The 19,715-nt window shown below is 30.5% G+C and carries 15 protein-coding genes and 1 riboswitch; of the genes, 3 read left to right on the top strand and 12 right to left on the bottom strand.

Annotated features, from left to right (window positions below):
* Window positions 1-24: 24 nt before the first annotated feature.
* Window positions 25-126, bottom strand: a riboswitch (purine riboswitch).
* Between the two features lie 87 nt (window positions 127-213).
* The 4 genes from BD821_RS07615 to BD821_RS07600 all read right to left on the bottom strand — a co-directional run bounded on the left by BD821_RS07615 (window position 214) and on the right by BD821_RS07600 (window position 3,600).
* Window positions 214-1,266 (bottom strand): alanine racemase, encoded by a 1,053-nt coding sequence (locus BD821_RS07615; protein ID WP_169994059.1) that lies wholly within the window; start codon window positions 1,264-1,266, stop codon window positions 214-216.
* Between the two features lie 121 nt (window positions 1,267-1,387).
* Window positions 1,388-1,906 carry an isopentenyl-diphosphate Delta-isomerase gene (gene idi, locus BD821_RS07610; RefSeq protein ID WP_104409965.1) on the bottom strand — a complete coding sequence of 173 codons (519 nt, stop codon included), beginning with the start codon at window positions 1,904-1,906 and terminating at the stop codon, window positions 1,388-1,390.
* Window positions 1,907-2,166: 260 nt separating this feature from the next.
* Complete coding sequence (locus BD821_RS07605) at window positions 2,167-3,102, bottom strand: SPFH domain-containing protein (protein WP_029452947.1); 936 nt, start codon at window positions 3,100-3,102, stop codon at window positions 2,167-2,169.
* A 63-nt stretch (window positions 3,103-3,165) separates the two neighbouring features.
* Window positions 3,166-3,600, bottom strand: coding sequence for an NfeD family protein (locus tag BD821_RS07600; RefSeq protein ID WP_104409964.1), 435 nt, complete (start codon window positions 3,598-3,600; stop codon window positions 3,166-3,168).
* 316 nt (window positions 3,601-3,916) lie between these two features.
* Between BD821_RS07600 and BD821_RS07595 the strand changes: the two genes are divergently transcribed.
* Window positions 3,917-5,824: an NAD(+) synthase gene (locus tag BD821_RS07595; protein WP_104409963.1), complete on the top strand. Its 1,908-nt coding sequence runs from the start codon at window positions 3,917-3,919 to the stop codon at window positions 5,822-5,824.
* A 152-nt stretch (window positions 5,825-5,976) separates the two neighbouring features.
* Here the strand turns inward: BD821_RS07595 and BD821_RS07590 are convergent, their stop codons facing one another.
* Entirely contained in the window at window positions 5,977-6,399 is a 423-nt protein-coding gene (locus BD821_RS07590; protein WP_104409962.1) for a YaaR family protein, read from the bottom strand.
* 441 nt (window positions 6,400-6,840) lie between these two features.
* On the opposite strand from BD821_RS07590, the gene BD821_RS07585 reads away from it, so the two are divergent.
* Entirely contained in the window at window positions 6,841-9,462 is a 2,622-nt protein-coding gene (locus tag BD821_RS07585; protein WP_104409961.1) for a calcium-translocating P-type ATPase, PMCA-type, read from the top strand.
* 50 nt (window positions 9,463-9,512) lie between these two features.
* Here the strand turns inward: BD821_RS07585 and BD821_RS07580 are convergent, their stop codons facing one another.
* Together BD821_RS07580 and BD821_RS07575 are read right to left on the bottom strand one after the other, a co-directional pair.
* Entirely contained in the window at window positions 9,513-10,001 is a 489-nt protein-coding gene (locus BD821_RS07580) for a GAF domain-containing protein (RefSeq protein ID WP_104409960.1), read from the bottom strand.
* Window positions 10,002-10,019: 18 nt separating this feature from the next.
* Window positions 10,020-10,523, bottom strand: coding sequence for a gamma carbonic anhydrase family protein (locus BD821_RS07575; RefSeq protein WP_029452941.1), 504 nt, complete (start codon window positions 10,521-10,523; stop codon window positions 10,020-10,022).
* A gap of 325 nt (window positions 10,524-10,848) precedes the next feature.
* Here BD821_RS07575 and BD821_RS07570 point away from each other — a divergent pair, with 325 nt between their 5' ends.
* Window positions 10,849-13,857 carry a vitamin B12-dependent ribonucleotide reductase gene (locus tag BD821_RS07570; protein ID WP_104409959.1) on the top strand — a complete coding sequence of 1,003 codons (3,009 nt, stop codon included), beginning with the start codon at window positions 10,849-10,851 and terminating at the stop codon, window positions 13,855-13,857.
* Window positions 13,858-14,027: 170 nt separating this feature from the next.
* On the opposite strand, the gene BD821_RS07565 is transcribed toward BD821_RS07570, so the two are convergent.
* The 5 genes from BD821_RS07565 to BD821_RS07545 form a co-directional block, all read right to left on the bottom strand.
* Complete coding sequence (locus BD821_RS07565; protein WP_104409958.1) at window positions 14,028-14,939, bottom strand: ATP-binding cassette domain-containing protein; 912 nt, start codon at window positions 14,937-14,939, stop codon at window positions 14,028-14,030.
* Between the two features lies 1 nt (window position 14,940).
* On the bottom strand, window positions 14,941-15,957 hold the full coding sequence (locus BD821_RS07560; RefSeq protein WP_104409957.1) for an ABC transporter ATP-binding protein: 1,017 nt from the start codon (window positions 15,955-15,957) through the stop codon (window positions 14,941-14,943).
* Window positions 15,958-16,024: 67 nt separating this feature from the next.
* Window positions 16,025-17,572, bottom strand: a complete 1,548-nt coding sequence (locus BD821_RS07555) for an ABC transporter substrate-binding protein (protein WP_104409956.1) — start codon at window positions 17,570-17,572, stop codon at window positions 16,025-16,027.
* 74 nt (window positions 17,573-17,646) lie between these two features.
* Complete coding sequence (locus BD821_RS07550; RefSeq protein WP_104409955.1) at window positions 17,647-18,552, bottom strand: ABC transporter permease; 906 nt, start codon at window positions 18,550-18,552, stop codon at window positions 17,647-17,649.
* Entirely contained in the window at window positions 18,522-19,529 is a 1,008-nt protein-coding gene (locus tag BD821_RS07545; protein ID WP_341456784.1) for an ABC transporter permease, read from the bottom strand. The genes BD821_RS07550 and BD821_RS07545 overlap by 31 nt, the downstream gene beginning before the upstream one ends.
* Between the last annotated feature and the right edge of the window lie 186 nt (window positions 19,530-19,715).

Here is a 19,715-nt window from a genome sequence, read left to right as displayed (position 1 = left end):
TCAAAATATACTGCGCGTCATAACTATATCCTTAAATTTACCCATAGAAGAAAACTTTACGGTTTTTCAGTAGAAACTCTCAGACCTTATTTCTAAGATTATATGGATTAATATTTAATTCTATATATAGACTAGCATCCTTTTGAAAGTAAGTCAACATTATTTAGTATATCATTTTAAATATTCGTCAATGCGCGAACATTTGCCGTGTTATTATTTTGTATCATACGTATATTCTTTAATTATGGAGCTATCTGCCAATATAGGTGTGATATCTATTTTAAATATAATTTCGTCTTCTACCCCCTTCATATTAACCATAGTCATATTCATATTAGGCTTTCCGATAATTTCAATAGGTTTATTATTACAAAATATGCAGTATTGTTTTCGTAAGTGATGGTAACATGCCTTTAAAATGTCATAAAAAATATTATGCTTAACATCTTTATTGAATCCTAGATGTTCAATATTTCCAATACCTAAAATTCCAATCAAAGTGTCTTCCTTTGCTTTATATTTTTCTCCATACCCTATTTTACAGCCCTTTTTAACTTTAAACTTATTTATCACCTTAGCTTTGTAGGAAAATATCTTTTTAAACCCCTTATCACTACCTTCATAACCATACAACAGATTTCCAACTCTTATATTATTAGTGAAACTTGCCTCATTTTTGTACTCCTCATTTAAAAACCCACTAGAATTTAAGCAGTGGATGTTAGGTATTATATCTAAAAAAGGTGTTACTTCATTCTTAAACATATTTATTTGATTTAAAGTACCTTTTCTACTTTTTGTATTATGTAAATGGGTATATACACCATCCAATATCATACTCGGAAAATTGTTTTCTATGTATTCAACTACATATTTAAGTCTTCCTATCTTTATTCCCATTCTATTCATACCTGTATCTAAGTATATATGTACCTTATTACTAAAATCCTTTGGTATCTGTTCTAAAATTTCTTCATTATCTATAGTATATATTACGTTTTCCATTGGATTTATAATATCTTCTATATCTATGAGTGGGGTAAGTAACAATATTTCTTTATCTCCTACCACCCTTTTGGCTTCCGATATTTCTGCTACTGCAAAATAATCTATCTTATCTTGTAAAAATTCAGTTATACCTTCTATTCCTAAACCGTAAGCATTTCCTTTTACAACAGCAATTATCTTTTTATCATCCATCTTCCTTATATTACTTATATTTTCCTCTAGCCTATCTAAAAACACCTGACACCATAAATATTTCATCTTATAGTTTCCCTCCATTAACAATTAAACTCTTTTGGTAAATTATATACATATATTAAGATTCATACTCAAAATTACTTAGGATATAATTTATAAGGTATTTATAATATTATTATAAATATTAAGATACATGTTCAATAACCCTACCTATTGAAAGCTTGAACCAATAAGTATATCTTTTAGGAAACTCTTTTATATCTTTATTGAGCTCCTTTAAATCCATCCATTTAGATTCTTCTATTTCTTTTGGATTTATTGTTACATCTCCATCATATTTTCCTATAAAAACATGATCATATTCATTTTCATGTAAATCTTCATTAAATTCTATGTCATATGAAAATTTGAATATTTCTTCAAGTTCAGTATCAAACCCTAATTCTTCTTTAAGTCTTCTATGTGCAGCTTCATTAAGATCTTCTCCCATTCTTTGATGACTACAACAAGTATTTGTCCAAAGACTTGGTGAATGATACTTACTCTTTTCTCTCTTTTGAAGGAGTAACTCACCCTTTGAATTAAATATGAATATTGAAAATGCCCTATGGAAAATACCTTTTTTATGGACTTCTGCCTTTTCTCCATATCCTATTTCTCTATCATCTTGGTCTACTAATAATATCATTTCTTTATTACTCATAAATATAAATCCTCACTTTAACATTTTTAGTTTTATTACATGCTTACTTAATAATATCTTTTATATAATAATTCATTAACTACAATAACATTTTAACCTTATATATAAGCATTATCAATTAACTGTTAAAAATCTTTTAAATCATTCATTATCATATTATATCTTTTTAAAAACTTCAAATACAGTTAATGATTTTTTAAATAAATAAGGAGCTATCTCAAAGTTTATTTTGAGATAGCTCCTTATATTTAAGTGTAAATTTACTTGTTATTTAAAACATCAGCTAATGCAGCAATGCTTCCAAGTGAAGATACCGCATCTGTAGGTATTATAAGCTTGTTTGATGGACCTTTTGCAAGTTCCTTCAATGCATCTATTTGTTTTAATGCTATTACTGTCTCATTAGTTCCTGATTCTATAATAGCTCTATTAACCATGTGTATAGCTCCTGCATCTGCCTTTGCAATAGCTTCTATAGCTTTTGCCTTACCTTCTGCTTCTAAAAGTTGAGATTCTTTAAGTCCTTCTGCTCTTCTTATATTAGCTTCCTTTTCAGCTTCTGCTTCTAATATTTTAGATTGTTTTGCACCTTCTGCTTTAGCAATTTCACTTTGCTTTTGACCTTCAGCTTGTAGTATTAAAGCTCTCTTATCTCTTTCTGCTCTCATTTGTTTTTCCATAGCTTCTTGTATTTCATTTGGTGGAATTATATTTTTAATTTCAACAGAAAGTATTTTTATACCATAGGCATCTGTTATTTGATCTACAACCATTAAAAGTTCTGAGTTTATTTTATCTCTTCCAGATAAAACCTCATCTAAAGTCATATCCCCCACTATATTTCTCATATTAGTTATAGTTGAGTATATAATACCTGCTTTATAATTTTCTATATTGTATGCTGCATCCCTAGAATTAAGTACCTTATAGAAAATAACATTATCTATAGAAATCTTAACATTATCTTTTGTTATAACATTTTGAGGGTCTATATCCAATATCTGTTGTTTAACTGAAATTTTCTTTCTAACAAAGTCTACGAAAGGTATAGTTAAATGCCACCCCGGTTCTAACACCTTATAAAACTGACCAAATCTTTCTAATAAATATACATATCCCGTATTAACAACTTTAATAGAAGATAATATACTTATAAGAACTAGCACCAAAATAACGATAATTGCAATCTTTCCCATTTAATAACCTCCTCTTAATTATATAATTTAATATTAAGCATCTTTAAACTTTTATTAGATGTCTTAATCAATGCTTTTTATGAGTACTTTATTCCCATCCATAGATTCAACTTTAAACTTTTCATCTTTTCCAATATCTCGACTCCCTATATTTTTAACAGTCCAGTATATTCCTTTAATCTTAACATGGGATTCTATTTCTCTTTCTATTTCTTTTTCTGAAATAAATTCTTTTCCTATAAATTCACTATCTAGTGAATTTAGTACTTTTGTCTTTTTCATCTTATCTTTTATAATAGGGTATACTGTAAATATTAACAATAAACTTACTGCTAAGAAGAGTATAAATTGAACACTTAAACTTAATCCAATTACAGCAGCTAAAATAGCTACCATTCCTCCAACTGTAAACCAAACAAAAAGTAAACTACTTGTTAATAAATCTACCACTAGCGCTACCGAAGCTATGATTAACCACATTATGATATCACCTGACATATCGTCACCCCCCTAATTAATTATATAACAATATTATAATTACTTCTATACATATAATGTATTTATCCTATATATAGAAATAAATTTTTTTATCTACTATATTTTTATTATACACTACATGCATAATAATTACAAGTTTAATTTAATCCTTTTAAGAGTTATTTTATACCTCATGCTATTTTATTGTATGAGACTTGTTTTTTTTATATTATATACATATATAATATTCATATATGTATATAATATATGCTATGATGTTAATCTAGTTAATATTTAAGAATATGTTCAAATTAATAATATTTATTGAGGTGATAATATGAATTTTATAAGGGTTGGGTCAGCGTGCCCAATAACTAAAGTATCCGATGTTAATTATAACTTAGAGAATATTAAAATATGTATAGACAAGGCTCTAAGTGAAAATTGTAAAGTTCTTATATTTCCAGAACTTTCAATTACCTCTTACAGCTGTGGCGATCTTTTTCTACAAAATCAATTGCTAAATAAATCTGAAGAGGCTTTAGAAAGCTTATGTATTTATAGCAAAGGTAAAGACATATTGATTGCAGTTGGAGCTCCCCTGCACTATAACAGCAAATTATATAACGCAGCTTACATAATTTTAGATGGAAAGGTTCTTGGAATAGTTCCTAAAAGTTATCTTCCAAATTATAGTGAATTTTACGAAGGAAGATGGTTTACAGAAGGACTCGGAATTGAAACTACCAATATAAATTTAAAATTTCAAGATTCTATTCCTTTTGGAACTAATATTATATTTACTGATGGCACATATAAAGTTGCCTTTGAAATATGTGAAGATCTTTGGGTAACTATACCTCCAAGTTCTCTTCTTGCACTAGAGGGTGCAAATATAATAGGTAACCTTTCTGCTTCTAATGAAATAATAGGAAAATATGATTATAGAAAAACCTTAGTTTTGTCTCAAAGTGCTAAAGGATTATGTTCATATATATATTCTTCAAGTGGTGTCCATGAATCCACTACAGATTTATTATTTAGTGGTCACCTTTTAATATCAGAAAATGGTACTCTTTTAAAAGAAAATGAGAGATTTCAAAGAGAAAACCAGGTTATTACATCTATCGTGGATATAGATAGAATAGAAAATGAAAGACTAAAAAATACTAGTTTTAAGAAAAATCCTAACTTAAAAAAACCCACTCTAACAACTATTCAATTTAAATTTAATGATTTGTCTTATGGAAGCTTTGATAGATTTGTTGATAAACACCCCTTTGTTCCAAAGGATGTTATAGAACGAAAAGAAAGATGCAGAGAAATATTTAATATTCAAACCTCTTCCCTTGCTAAAAGATTAGAACATACAGGTTCTAAAAAGGTAGTCATAGGAATTTCTGGTGGCCTTGATTCCACTCTAGCGCTTTTAGTAATACTTAAAACTTTTGACATGTTAAATATCAAAAGGGAAAATATACTTACAATTACTATGCCAGGCTTTGGAACTACTGATAGGACTTATAACAATGCTAAGGATTTATGTGTTAATCTAGGGACAACTTTAAGAGAAATAAATATAGTAGAGGCTTCTCTTTTACATTTTAAGGATATAGGTCACGATGAAAAAAACCATGATGTTACTTATGAAAATGTTCAAGCAAGAGAAAGAACACAAATATTAATGGATATAGCAAATAAGGAAGGCGCTCTTGTAATAGGTACTGGTGATCTATCAGAGCTTGCACTTGGATGGTGTACTTATAATGGTGACCATATGTCAATGTACTCTGTAAACTGTTCTATACCTAAGACATTAGTCAGGTATTTAGTACGATATGTAGCTGAATTCGAGGTAAAAGATGAGGTATCAAAAACCTTGATAGATATATTAGAAACCCCAGTAAGTCCTGAGCTTTTACCAAAGGATAAACATGGGAATATAACTCAAAAAACTGAAGATATAGTAGGTCCTTATGAACTTCATGATTTCTTCTTATATTACTTTATAAGACAAGGAATGGCTACAGATAAAATATTGTTTTTAGCAAAAGAAAGCTTTAAGGATTCTTATAATGAAGAGACAATAAAGCTTTGGTTAGATAAATTTATAAAAAGATTTTTCACACAACAATTTAAGCGTTCTGCCCTGCCTGATGGCCCTAAGGTTGGAACTGTAAGCTTGTCTCCAAGAGGCGACCTTAAAATGCCTTCTGATGCTAGCTTTAATAGTTGGATAATTTAAGAATTATTATAATCACAAATATATAAATAAAAATAGATAACTTACAGTAAGTTATCTATTTTTATTCCAATCTAATTAGAAGTTAAATATTTGTTTTATTTATCAGTTTAACATATGAATCTACCTAATCTGTTGATTTTAAATATTTTATCTTACCTATATATATCTAAAACCAATCCTTGTATTTCGTCAATAGTTGCTGCAATATCTATGTTTTCTCTTTCTTCCCCAAGTAAAAATTTAGTTAATTCCTCTAACTTCTCATCTACAGTTTCCACTGTAATAAAATATTGTGTCTGCCAAAAGCTTATATCTTTTTTTACTCTATACATATAAGCCATTACAGATTCAAGATATCCTTTTATCATTTTTTTATATGCTATTACATCAGAGTAACACTTTGTTGCAACTAATCTATTACCCTTCTTTTTTATATCATCTAACATGTTTTTTAAATCTTCTTCAGATTTTCTTTCCCTTGCAAAGCTAAAACTTCCAGAAAAGTCTTTTCTGCCTTCAACCTTTTTTCTTTCTTGTGTGATGGAAGTCTTTTTGCCAACTCTTCCTATTTCCAAGGACTCCACTCCTTTACTACTTAATTATATTATTTTTCTTAAACTGTTATCCTTTTAATATATCTAATTGTAACAGTTATCTAAAATAATTATACTATATATTAATAATATATTCCTCTAAACCTTTAAATTAATATCTAGCTTATATTAGAAAGTTCATTGACATCATATATTATTTTATGTATAATCAAGATATTAAAATTTAGTAAGATATCATAAGGGAGTAGCTTGCAGGTTATCCTGTTGCAAAGCCAACAGCCGATGTAAAACATCTGGTTTTGTATTAAATAGTAAGACTTATGTGTAACATTTCAGTTATGCATAGGTCTTTTTTAATGATGTTTACCATTTATACTATTAAGTTATTAATAGGTTATAATAGCTATAAGATGCTTTTATAATAAATAAATTTATGATTTTCAGAAAGGAGATTAAAAATTCATGTGGTTTAAAAAAACAATTGAAGATACCCTTAAAGAACTAGAAGTAGACCCATCTAAGGGTTTATCCTCCAATGAGGCTAAGTCTCGCCTAGAAAAGTATGGTGAAAACAAACTAGCTTCTAAACCTAAAAAAACAGGAATCCAAATATTTATGTCTCAACTTAAAGATCCTATGATATTTATACTTTTAGTAGCTGCTTTAGTTTCTGGTATAATGGGGGAAATAAGTGACGCCATAATAATTTTATTGGTTATATTCATCAATGCCATTGTAGGAACTGTTCAAGAATCCAAGGCTGAGAAGGCTCTAGAAGCATTAAAAAAGCTTTCTACACCAAAAGCTATTGTTAAAAGAGATGGGGTTTCAACAGAAATACCTTCCGAAAATGTAGTACCTGGTGACATAATAATACTGGATGCTGGAAGATACATACCAGCCGATTTAAGATTAATTACTACTGCCAATATGAAGGTGGAGGAATCTGCCTTAACTGGTGAATCAGTGCCAGTAGAAAAAAATTGTAAATTAGTATTAGAAGGCTCAGACATAGCCTTAGGCGATCAAAAGAATATGACTTTCTCATCAACTTTAGTTACCTACGGAAGAGGTACTGGTGTAGCTGTTTCCACAGGTATGAACACTGAAATAGGTAAAATAGCTAAGATGCTAGATGAAGAAGGAAATGAAATGACTCCTCTTCAAAAAAAGCTAGCTGAACTTGGTAAGGTTCTTGGTATAGGTGCCCTTGGCATTTGTGCCATTATGTTCATAATATCTGTAGTACAAAAAAGAGATGTTTTTGAAATGTTACTTACAGCAATTAGCCTTGCAGTAGCAGCAATTCCTGAAGGACTTCCAGCTATTGTAGCTATAGTTCTTGCTATGGGTGTACAAAGAATGATAAAAGAACATGCCATAGTAAGAAAGCTTCCTGCTGTAGAGACATTAGGTTCAGTTAACGTAATATGCTCAGATAAAACAGGTACCTTAACTCAAAATAAAATGACAGTAACTAAATTTTTCACTATAGATGGACTAAAGCCTATAAGTGAATTAGACATAAATAAGTCTTCTGAAAAGCTATTAGTGGATGCATTAGTATTATGTAACGATGCCACATATTCTAAAGACTCAAGTACTGGAGACCCTACAGAAATAGCTCTTCTAGTAGCTGGAGATAATGTAGGAATACTAAAAGAAGAATTAGATTCCACTTATGAGAGAATAGATGAGCTTCCATTTGAATCTGACAGAAAACTAATGACTACATTAAATAAATACAATGGTGAAAACTATGTGTTTACAAAGGGTGCTGTAGATAATTTATTAAAAGTAAGCACTAAAGTTTATATAAATGGTGAAATAAAAGATCTTACTGATGATCTTAAATCTCAAATAATGGAATCATCAAATTCTATGTCTAACAGTGCTTTAAGAGTATTAAGTGCTGCATATAAGGTTATTCCAAACAAGGATATTCCTGTAGACTTATTAGAGTCAGATTTAATTTTTATAGGCCTTGTAGGTATGATAGACCCACCAAGACTTGAAGTAAAGGATTCTATCGCTATATGCAAAAAATCTGGAATAAGAACTATAATGATAACCGGCGATCACAAAAACACAGCTTTTGCTATAGCGAAAGAACTAGGCATTGCAGAAGACCTAAAACAATGTATTTCAGGTCCTGAAATAGAAAGGTTATCTGAAGAAGAATTAAATACTCAAATAGATAACTATAAAGTTTTTGCTAGAGTTTCCCCTGAACATAAGGTAAAAATAGTTAAAGCTTTTAAGTCAAAAGGAAATACAGTTTCTATGACTGGAGATGGAGTTAATGATGCACCTTCATTAAAAGCTGCTGATATCGGTGTTGCCATGGGAATAACCGGTACAGATGTTGCTAAAGGTGCTGCTGACATAATCCTTACAGATGATAACTTTTCTACCATAGTTGCCGCTATTGAAGAAGGTAGAAATATTTATAACAACATCAAAAAATCCATAATATTTTTACTATCCTGTAACCTTGGTGAGATAATAGCGTTATTTGTAGCTATATTACTCGCTTGGGAAACTCCTTTAAAACCAATACACATACTATGGGTAAATCTTATTACAGATACATTGCCTGCTCTATCCTTAGGTGTAGATCCTGGTGATAAAAATGTAATGGATAACCCACCAAGGAATCCTAAAGAAAGCTTATTTTCTGGTGGGACTCCTATATTCTTAATTTTAAATGGTATTTTAATTGGTTCACTTACACTATTTGCATTTAAATATGGTGAAGCGAAATATGATACCCTTCAGCATGCTCAAACTATGTCCTTTGTTGTATTAAGTGTATCTCAATTGTTCCATTCACTTAATATGAGACATCCAGAAAAGTCCATCTTCCAAGTTGGATTATTTACAAATAAATATTTAATACTTTCTATAGTATTTGGTATATTCTTGCAAGATGTAATAATAACAGTGCCCTTCCTTGCAAATGTATTTGATGTATTCGATCTTACTATGAATGATTGGTTATTTGTAGGAAGCTTATCAATAATACCATTAGTATTAAATGAAATTGCTAAAGTATTTATAAGAATGAAAAAAAAGTCAGCATAAAAAAAGGACCCTAGCGGTCCTTTTTTTATATAATATCTTTATATTAAGTTTTAAATATATTTAACTATCTTTTCTACTGCCTTTTTTAAATAAATCTCTTCTAGTTCACTAAATCTACCAACCTCTGGACTATCTATATCTAATACTCCATATATCTTTTCACCCTTTATTATTGGAATAACTATTTCAGAATTAGAAGCTGAGTCACAAGCTATATGACCTTCAAATTCATTAACATTTTCAATTCTTAAAGGTTTTTTCTCCTTTATAGCAGTGCCACAAACCCCTTTTCCAAAGTCTATTCTATTGCAAGCTGGACGTCCTTGAAATGGACCTAGCACTAATGATTCTTTTTCTTCCTCATAGATATAAAATCCTACCCAATTACACCTATCTATAGTGCTATTAATTATAGCAGAAATATTACAAAGACTCGCTATAATGTTTTTTTCAGAACTAAGTTGTCCCTCTATAAGTATTAGCATATATTTATATTTTTCTTCTTTAGTCATCTTTTTCATTACATCTAATTTTATCATCGAAAGCTGCTCCTTAAGTTATTTATATTGTTTTGAAAGCTTAATATAATTTTCTGCCGAAACTATAAGTTCCAATTTTTCTTCTTCTGTAAGGTCTCTTAAAACTTTCACAGGTGATCCCATACATAAAACGCCTGAAGGTATAATTTTGCCTGGAGGAACTATGCTCCCTGCCGCAACGATTGTATTACTACCTATCTCAGCCCCATCTAAAATTATAGCTCCCATACCTATAAGACAGTTATCCCCTACCTTGCAAGCATGAACTATAGCACTATGACCTACAGTTACATTTTTCCCTATATAGGTAGAAAACTTCTCATTATGAATATGCACTACACAGTTATCTTGAATATTTGTGCCTTCTCCTACATAAATTGGCATTCCGTCAGCTCTAAGCACAGCTCCAAACCATATATTAACATTCTTTTCTAATGTTACATCTCCAATTATATCTGCGCTATCAGCTACAAAAACTTCTTCATGTATATTGGGTCTTTTATCTTCAAAATTTCTAATCATAAAACTTTCTCCTCTCATACTATAAATCATCCTATTATAAAAACCATTTTAGCATATTATATCGAAACAAACCATGTATAAATAATTTTTAAAATAAAGAGCAATAACTACCTAAATAAAGATAAAACAGTCTACTCATATATAAATGCCCTATGTCTTTAATATATAAATTGATTATAAAATAAATATTGTATATAATGAATAAGTACTATATATAGTGATGTACGCAGAATTGTCACACTATATATAGTTTTCTATTGTAATGTTAAAAAGCTATATTATTAGATTTTTGATTTTATAAATTACCTGGAGGTGTTTTGAATAAATGGAATCAATTAAAGATGTCTTTAAAAGATATTATACAAAGTCCTTAGAAAAAGACAGTACTAAAACTGTATATGATTTATTTCAGTGGAAAAAAGTTAATGTACTTTTAAAAGATCATAAGTCTGGAAAAGTACTTACAGATATGAAAGACTTAGAATTCCCTATAAGCTATTCTCAAAGTGCTTGTGATATAATTGCTTCAAAGTATTTTAGAAAAGCTGGTGTTCCAAATGAGCTAGGGGTAGAAACTAGCATGAAGATGGTAGCCCACAGAATGGTTAGTTTTTGGGTAGAGTCTTTAAAAGAAGAAAACTTAATCAAAACTAAGGAAGAATCTGAAATATTTTATGATGAAATGGTTTATGGACTATTAAATCAAATGTATGCACCAAATTCACCTCAATGGTTTAACACAGGACTTGCTTTAAGTTATGGAATAAAAGGCTCACCTCAAGGAAACTTTTATTATGATAAAGAAACAAAGGCTGTAGTTTCATCAACTGACTCTTATACAAGAACTCAAGCTTCAGCATGCTTTATAGTTTCAATAGAAGATAAACTTTTAGGAAAGCACTCTATCTCACAGCAGTATGTAACTGAAACAAAGCTATTTAAAGGCGGTTCAGGTACCGGTACTAACTTCTCTAGCTTAAGAGCTGAAGGAGAAAAACTTTCTGGTGGTGGATATTCCTCTGGATTAATGAGCTTTTTAAAAGGTTTTGATAGAAATGCTGGTGCTATAAAGTCTGGCGGAACTACAAGACGTGCAGCTAAAATGGTATGTCTTGACATAGATCATCCTGAAATAGAACAATTTATATCCTGGAAGGCTAAAGAAGAAGACAAAGTAAGAGCCCTTGGTAAAATGGGATATGATGCAGACTTTGAAGGTGAAGCATACCAAACTGTCTCTGGTCAAAATAGTAACAATTCACTAAGAATAAATGATGAATTTATGGGAAAAGTTTGCGATTTAAACAAAAATCCTGAAGCTACTATAGAATTAAAGGGTAGAGTAGATTCAAGAGTGAATAAAGAAATTCAAGTACAAGATTTATGGAATCTATTTAATGAATCTGCTTGGAAATGTGCAGATCCTGCTCCTCAGTTTTCTGATACCTTCAATGCATGGCACACATGCCCTGGTGGAGAAGATGGCGTATTAAACGCACCTTATAACAGATTGAATTCAACTAACCCTTGTGGGGAATATGCATTTTTAGATAATACCTCTTGTAATCTTTCATCAATAAATATTTATAAATTTTATGATACTACCACTAAAAAATTTGATTTAGATGGATATTTACATATTATAAGTTTAAATCAGCTATTACTAGAAGCTTCAATAAATTGGGGACAGTTCCCAACAGAAGACATTGCAAGAAGAACACACTTATTTAGGACTACAGGACTTGGTATTTCTAACATAGCTTCTTTATTTATGGTAATGGGATATCCTTATAATTCAGAAGAAGCACGTAACATTGCAGCTTCTTTAATAGGTATAATGACAGCTCGCTCTTACTCAATTTCAGCTTTGATGGCAAAAGAAATAGGAGCATTTGAAAAATACGAAATAAATAAACCTTATATGCTTAAGGTAATAAAAAATCATGCACGAGTTGCTGGAGCATTAAAGTCTCCTTATGAAGGTCTTAACTATTTACCTTTAGAAGTAAATCATAGTTTACTTCTAAATAATAAACTAAAATTTTTAAGTGAAAACTTAAAGAAAGAGTGGTCAAAAGCTGTTTCTCTTGGCGAAAGTCATGGATATAGAAATGCACAAGTTTCCGTAATAGCACCAACAGGAACTATTTCCTTTGCTATGGACTGTGCTGCAACTTCTATTGAACCCTTCTTTAGCCATATAGTTTATAAAAAGCTATCTGGTGGAGGTTACATGACACTTGGAAATCCTATTATAGAAGAATCTTTAAGAGCACTTGGCTACAGTGAAACAGAGGTTTTAGACATATTAGAGTATATAACTAGAACTGAAGAAGTTTTTGAGGGTGATTTTAAATACGACAAAATAGTAGATGGAAAAATTGAAGGCGCACCTCACCTAAAAAAAGAACATCTAGCTATATTTGACACTGCTAATACTTGTGGTACTGGTGAGAGATATATTGCCTCAGAAGGACACGTTAAAATGGTGGCTGCTATTACCCCCTTAATTTCTGGTGCAATTTCAAAAACTGTTAATCTACCTAAAGATGCTTCTATTGAAGACTTTAAGGATATTGTTATAACTTCTTGGAAACTAGGTGTAAAAGGTATTTCTCTTTATAGAGACTCTTCTAAAGCTAGTCAGCCATTAAATACTTCATTATTTAATGATGCAAATTTAAATCTAGAAGATCTTAGTTATAAAGAGCTATTACAAAAAGCAAATGAAATGAATTTATCTTTAAATGTATCAAGAAGAGATAAACCAGAAGGCATAAGAACTGGAACTACACATCCAGCTCAAATAGATGATGTTAAAGTATATACTACAGTTAATAGAAATGCTAAGGGAGAAATTACAGAAATATATATAACCACAGATAGAGAAGGCACAATAATCACTGGACTACTTAACTCTTTATCTAAATCAATATCTGTAATGCTTCAATATCATGTTCCTGCTACAGATATAGCAAGAATGCTTAGAGGTCAAAAATATGAGCCTTATGGATTCGTTCAAAAACATCCATATATAAAATATGTATCCTCAATTTCTGATCTTATAAGTAAAGTTATAGATATTGAAAATGATGACTACTCAAGATGCCAAATAAAACCTGATGGTTATGAAAATTTTAATTTACCAATCTCTACTCCAATAGACGTCCCTGAAGTTTTAAACACAGCTTCAGACAGTGATGTTAAGTCCCATACCCATGGTGGAGAAAGAGTCTACGGAAGTACATGCCCTACTTGTTCTAGCACTAGAATGATGAGAAATGGAACTTGCATGGTATGCCTAGATTGTGGCTCCACTACAGGATGTAGCTAAAAAGACTTTAAGATTACTTAGTTATCTTCTATAAATACAAAAGACCACTATTTATAATTAGTTATAAATAGTGATCTTTTATGTTTAAGTGTAGTTTTTAAAACTAATCTTATCTATTGTTTAATAATACAATATTACTGGGTTTATTGCACTTTGTACATCTTCTTATTTTATCTTTTAAAGTCGCAGCCATAAACAAAGTGACCTTCTGACACTTCAAATAACTGATCTTGTTCTTTTACGCAATTATCAATAGCTGGATTATACTTAACATAAGGTGGCTTCCCCTGGCAGCTTGGATTTGGAACAAGTATTGATGAAAATAGTGCTTTGGTATAAGGATGAATGGGATTTTCATATAGTTCCTTAGTTTCAGCAAGCTCAACAATTTTGCCATGATACATAACTGCTACTCTATTACAGATATACCTTACCATTGCTAAATCATGTGAAATAAATAAACATGTAAGGCCCTTCTCTTTTTGAAGTTTCTTAAATAAATTGATAATCTGAGCTTGCATTGAAATATCTAAAGATGCAATAGGTTCATCAGCAATGATGAATTCAGGATCAAGACTAAGAGCCCTTGCAATTCCTATACGTTGTCTCTGTCCCCCTGAACATTCATAGGGGTACTTATCCTTATAACTCTTATCTAGTCCAACTAAATCCATTAACTTATAAACCTTCTCTAATCGCTCTTCTTTCTTTTTATACAGTTTTTGAATTATAAAAGGTTCCTCAATAATTTCTTTTACTGTCATTCGTGAATTCAAAGATGAAGTTGAATCTTGAAATATAATTTGCATATTTCTATTTATAAGTTTTTGTTCCGCCCTATAAATTTTAGAATCTGAAATAAGCTTTTCCCTATAATAGACTTCTCCACTTGTCTGTTTATAGATATTAATAATACTTCTACCCGTAGTTGATTTCCCAGAGCCTGATTCACCAACCAAACCAAATATTTCTCCTTTGTAAATATCAAAAGATATATCGTCAACTGCTTTAATTATAGTATTTCTATCTACTTTAAAGTATTGTTTTAAATTTTTCACTTCTAATATTTTTTCATTTTTCATTTTATATCACTCTGCATTCTTCAAATTTAATAGGCGGCTCTATTTTTGGTGCATCTTTATGTAAAAGCCAGGTTGAAGCACTATGGGTATCACTTATCTTAAACATAGGTGGTTCAACTAGATAATCTATCTTCAAAGCATACTTGTTTCTACTTGCAAAAGCATCACCTTTTGGAGGGTTTAATAAATTAGGTGGCATTCCTGGTATGAAATTCAAAAATTCATCATCAGAATCTATTTTAGGTAAGCAAGACATAAGTGCCCAAGTATATGGATGTCTTGGATCATAAAAGATATCTTTAACTGTACCTATCTCAACAATCTTTCCAGCATACATAACAGCAATTCTTTGAGCCAAATTAGCAACTACTCCTAAATCATGGGTTATAAAAATCACCGATATATTAGTTTTTTGTTGTAATTCGCGAATAAGCTCCAATATTTGTGCCTGAATAGTCACATCTAAAGCAGTGGTTGGTTCATCCGCAATCAATACTTTTGGATTACAAGCAAGAGCTATAGCAATAACAATTCTTTGTCCAATTCCTCCAGATAAATGATGTGGATATTGATTAAATCTCTTTTCCCCATAATCAATTCCTACAAGTTCCATAAGTTCTATGCTCTTCTTTTTTGCTTCGCTTTTACTTATCTTTTCATGAACTAGTATGACTTCCATAATTTGATTACCAACAGACATGGTAGGATTTAAAGAAGTCATAGGATCTTGAAATATCATAGATATGTCCTTGCTTCTAACCTTATCCATGTCTTTTTCTGATAAGCTTGTTAAGTCTTTTTCATTAAAAATAACCTCTCCACTTTTTATAACCCCATTCTTTGGGAGTATACGTAAGATACTTTTAGATAATACAGATTTACCGCATCCCGATTCACCAAGTATTGCTAGAACCTCCCCTTCTTTAAGAGTAAAAGAAACATCTCTTACCGCTTGCAACTCGCCTTCTTTAGTTCTAAAACTTACAGATAATTTATTTACTTTTAACAAATCCCCCATAATCACACCTACCTATTAAAAACTACAAAATCACCTAAAATGACTTTGTAGTTCCATTTTATATTGTTTACTCAAGTGTCCAATCTGTTATATTCCAAAATATACCTACACCATGATGTCCTAATATTGTTTCTTCTGTCATACCCTTTATATTAGGTTTTGCAACATATAATGCATCCATGTATGTGATAAATGTATATGGCATATCTTTAGTAAGCTCCATTTGGAACTCTTTATAATATTTTAATCTCTCATCCTTCACATCCGTTTCTCTTGCCTTAATTAATAACTCATCAACTTTGGCATTTGAATAACTATTATAATTATTTCCCTTATCTGTTCCAAATACTTTATAAGTATGATCATCTGGATCAAATGGACTTCCCCAACCAATAAGGAATGCATCTTGGTTTTCCCAATCAATTTTAGGTAGTACAGCAACTTTCATATCTACACCAATTTCTTTGAATTGTTGACTACAAATATTTGCAATATCTATTCTTACCCGATCTCCCTCACTACAGTTTGTGGTAAATGATAATTTAGTACCATCCTTTTCATATATACCATCTGTTGAAATTTTCCAACCTGTAGTTTCAAGCATCTCTTTAGCCTTTTTGGGGTTATAGTCGAACTTTTCCATATTGGTGTTGTTATATTCTCCACCTTGGAGTGGTGAGTAAGCTATCTCTCCATATCCTAATACAACACTATCTAAAATAGCCTTTCTATCAATAGCATAACTTAAGGCATTTGGTAATCCCTTATTATTTTTAAATATAGGACTATTAAAGTTATACATAATCCCTCTATAATCTGATGTCTTTATATCATATACAAGAAAATCCTTATTGTTTTTAAATTTTTCAACATCATGAGGTGTAACCTGTGCTAAATCTAGCTCTCCAGACTTTAATTGAAGTGCTCTTGCTTTAGTATCTTCCACAATTTTAAAAACTATTTTATCAATTTCAGGTTCCTTATCGTAGAAATCTTTATTTTTTTCAAGAGTAATACTTTGTCCTTTATCCCAAGCTTCCATTTTAAAAGGACCTGTTCCAATTGGAAATTGATTAAACTCATCTGTTGCAATGTCTTTTCCTTCTAAAAGGTGCTTTGGTAATATACCTATTGTTAAATAATCAAGCATTGCTACATTAGGTGCTTTTAATCTTATTTTTATTGTATTTTTATCTTCAACTTCAATTTCTTCAATATCTTCATAATTTGATGCTATTTCCGAATCATTTTTAGGATCCATAATTGTTTCTAGAGTAAATTTTACATCCTCTGCAGAAAAAGCTTTACCATCATGCCATTTAACATTGTCTTTTAACTTAAATGTATATGTATTTGTAGCTTTATCATTGTCCCAGCTTTTTGCTAGTGAGGGAACAATATTGTTATCTTTGTCATGAGATGTAAGGCCAGTAAAAATAAGAGAATTAATTTCCCCATGCTCATATAATGCTGGATTAATACTTGAATAGTCTCCACTTCCATAAACTAAAACCTTTTCCTTTGATGATATTTTGTTTTCGGTATTACAGCCCACCATTAAAAACATACTCATAGTCAAGGCACAACCTAAAATCATCAACTTATTAAATTTCATAATTATCCTCCTCATATAGTAAAATTAATTTATATTAAATTACAATATTGCAATTAATATTTCACTTTATATCTTTATAAATTACTAAATTCTTTATTATTTTTCTTCCTAATATAATTTCCTATGTTAGTAATGCACACCAATGTCATTACTAAAAATATACCTGGAATCAATATAATCCACCAATAATTCGATAATAATGCCTTTTCTGCTAAAGAGAGCATGCTCCCCCATGATATAATTTCAATAGGTAGTCCTATTCCTAAAAAGCTCAAAGTCGACTCTGTAGCAATAACACTTCCGATATTGGTTACTACCATAAACATTATTGATGAAATAAAGTTTGGTAGCAAATGCCTCTTTAAAATATAAAAGAACTTACCTCCAGAATATCTTGCAGATAAAATATATTCACTATTTCTAAGTTGCCTTACTTCGATTCGTACTATCTTAGAAATATTCATCCAACTAGTAATTCCAATTACAATGGATATAGATACTGGATTTGCTTGTCCTATCATTGCCTGAATAAAAATCACTATTAAAATGGATGGTATGCTAATGGCTATTTCAGTAAACCGCATCATCATATCATCTACAACTTGCGGTGCAAAACCACTGATACTTCCATATATAACCGCAATAGTTGTTGATATAAACGTGGCAAGTATTCCAATAAATAAGGACACCCTTCCACCATACCAAATCATAGTAAATATATCTCTACCTAATGAATCTGTACCAAAATAAAAAGTACCATTGGGAGCCACATTAATATTGCTAAGATCCATATAAGTAGGATCTAAATTCGTCATTACCCTTGGAAAGATGCAGCCTAATACAATTAGAAAAAGTACTCCAATAGATATATAAGGTTTCCCCTTTAAATCCTTTTTAAAACCTTCTCTCTTGTCAATATCCATCTCTTCTAAAAGATAACTTTCTCCAACTATTTCAAAGTCACTGCATTTTTGTTCCATTCATCCTCACCCCCACTACGCTTCATTCTAGGATCTATTTTATCATTAATAACCTCTGCCATAATATTTGAAAAAACAACTAATATCCCCGTTATAAGGCAGAGCACCATAAGCATGTTATAATCATGATACTTAGCACTTTCAAAAGAAAGTGTTCCAAGCCCTGGGTAAGAAAAGACCTTTTCTACAACATAAGTTCCTCCTAGAATATGCGGTACAGACATTGCCATAAGGCTAACATAAGAGGGCATAATATTTCTTAAACAATCTTTATAAATAATTTTCTTTTTACTTAAGCCTTTAACTTTACATAATAGTACATAATCCTGTCTCATTTCTTCTACCAGCTTATTTCGAATAATATATGCATAATACCAAAGGTGACTTAATATCATAACAGTTAAAGGTAGTACAAGATGTTCCATTCGACTTATATAATTTTTCGATTGACCCATTGCGTATGCACCACTTGAAGGTAATATTTTTAAATTAATACTAAAAACTAATATAAGCACCAGCGCTATCCAAAATGGTGGAATAGAGGTGGTTACAATACCTACTTTACAGATAACTTTATCAATAAGCTTGTCTTCATGTAATGCACAAAATATACCCAAAAGCAAAGCAAACAAAAAAGTGAGAACATAAGAAAGTCCACCTAGAATAATTGTATTTTTGTACACGTTTTCAATCACTATTACAACATCTTGCTTATATTTATAGGATATCCCAAGTTCTCCATGAGCAGCATTTGATAACCAGCTAATATACTGTTTATATATAGGTTCATTTAATCCTAGTCTTTTCATTGCCTCTAGTTTTTGTGTAGTATTCATCCTTTTAACACCTTCTCCATAATAAGATGCTAAAGGGTCACCAGGTGATAGCCTTGCCATATAAAATACAGTTATAGACAACAAAAATATAATTAAAATAAACTGTACTCCTTTTTTCATTGCATAAGTTATATTATTCACAAATCATATCCTCCCTTAACCATGATAAAAATATAAAAACCACGAAAAACTAAGCTCCTTCTTCAAACTAAAAAAAGAGGCTAAAACCTTCGTGGTTTAATCTTAATAGTTATTAAATTATGCAAATTTAAGAAAGATATTTTTACTGCTAACACTTTAAGTAAGATTCGCCTTACTTAAAATAGT

Source organism: Clostridium algidicarnis DSM 15099 (genome assembly GCF_002934235.1).
Classification (GTDB): Bacteria; Bacillota; Clostridia; order Clostridiales; family Clostridiaceae; genus Clostridium_L; species Clostridium_L algidicarnis.
Note: the sequence above shows the minus strand (reverse complement) of the source record. Positions and strands in the feature narration are given on the sequence as shown.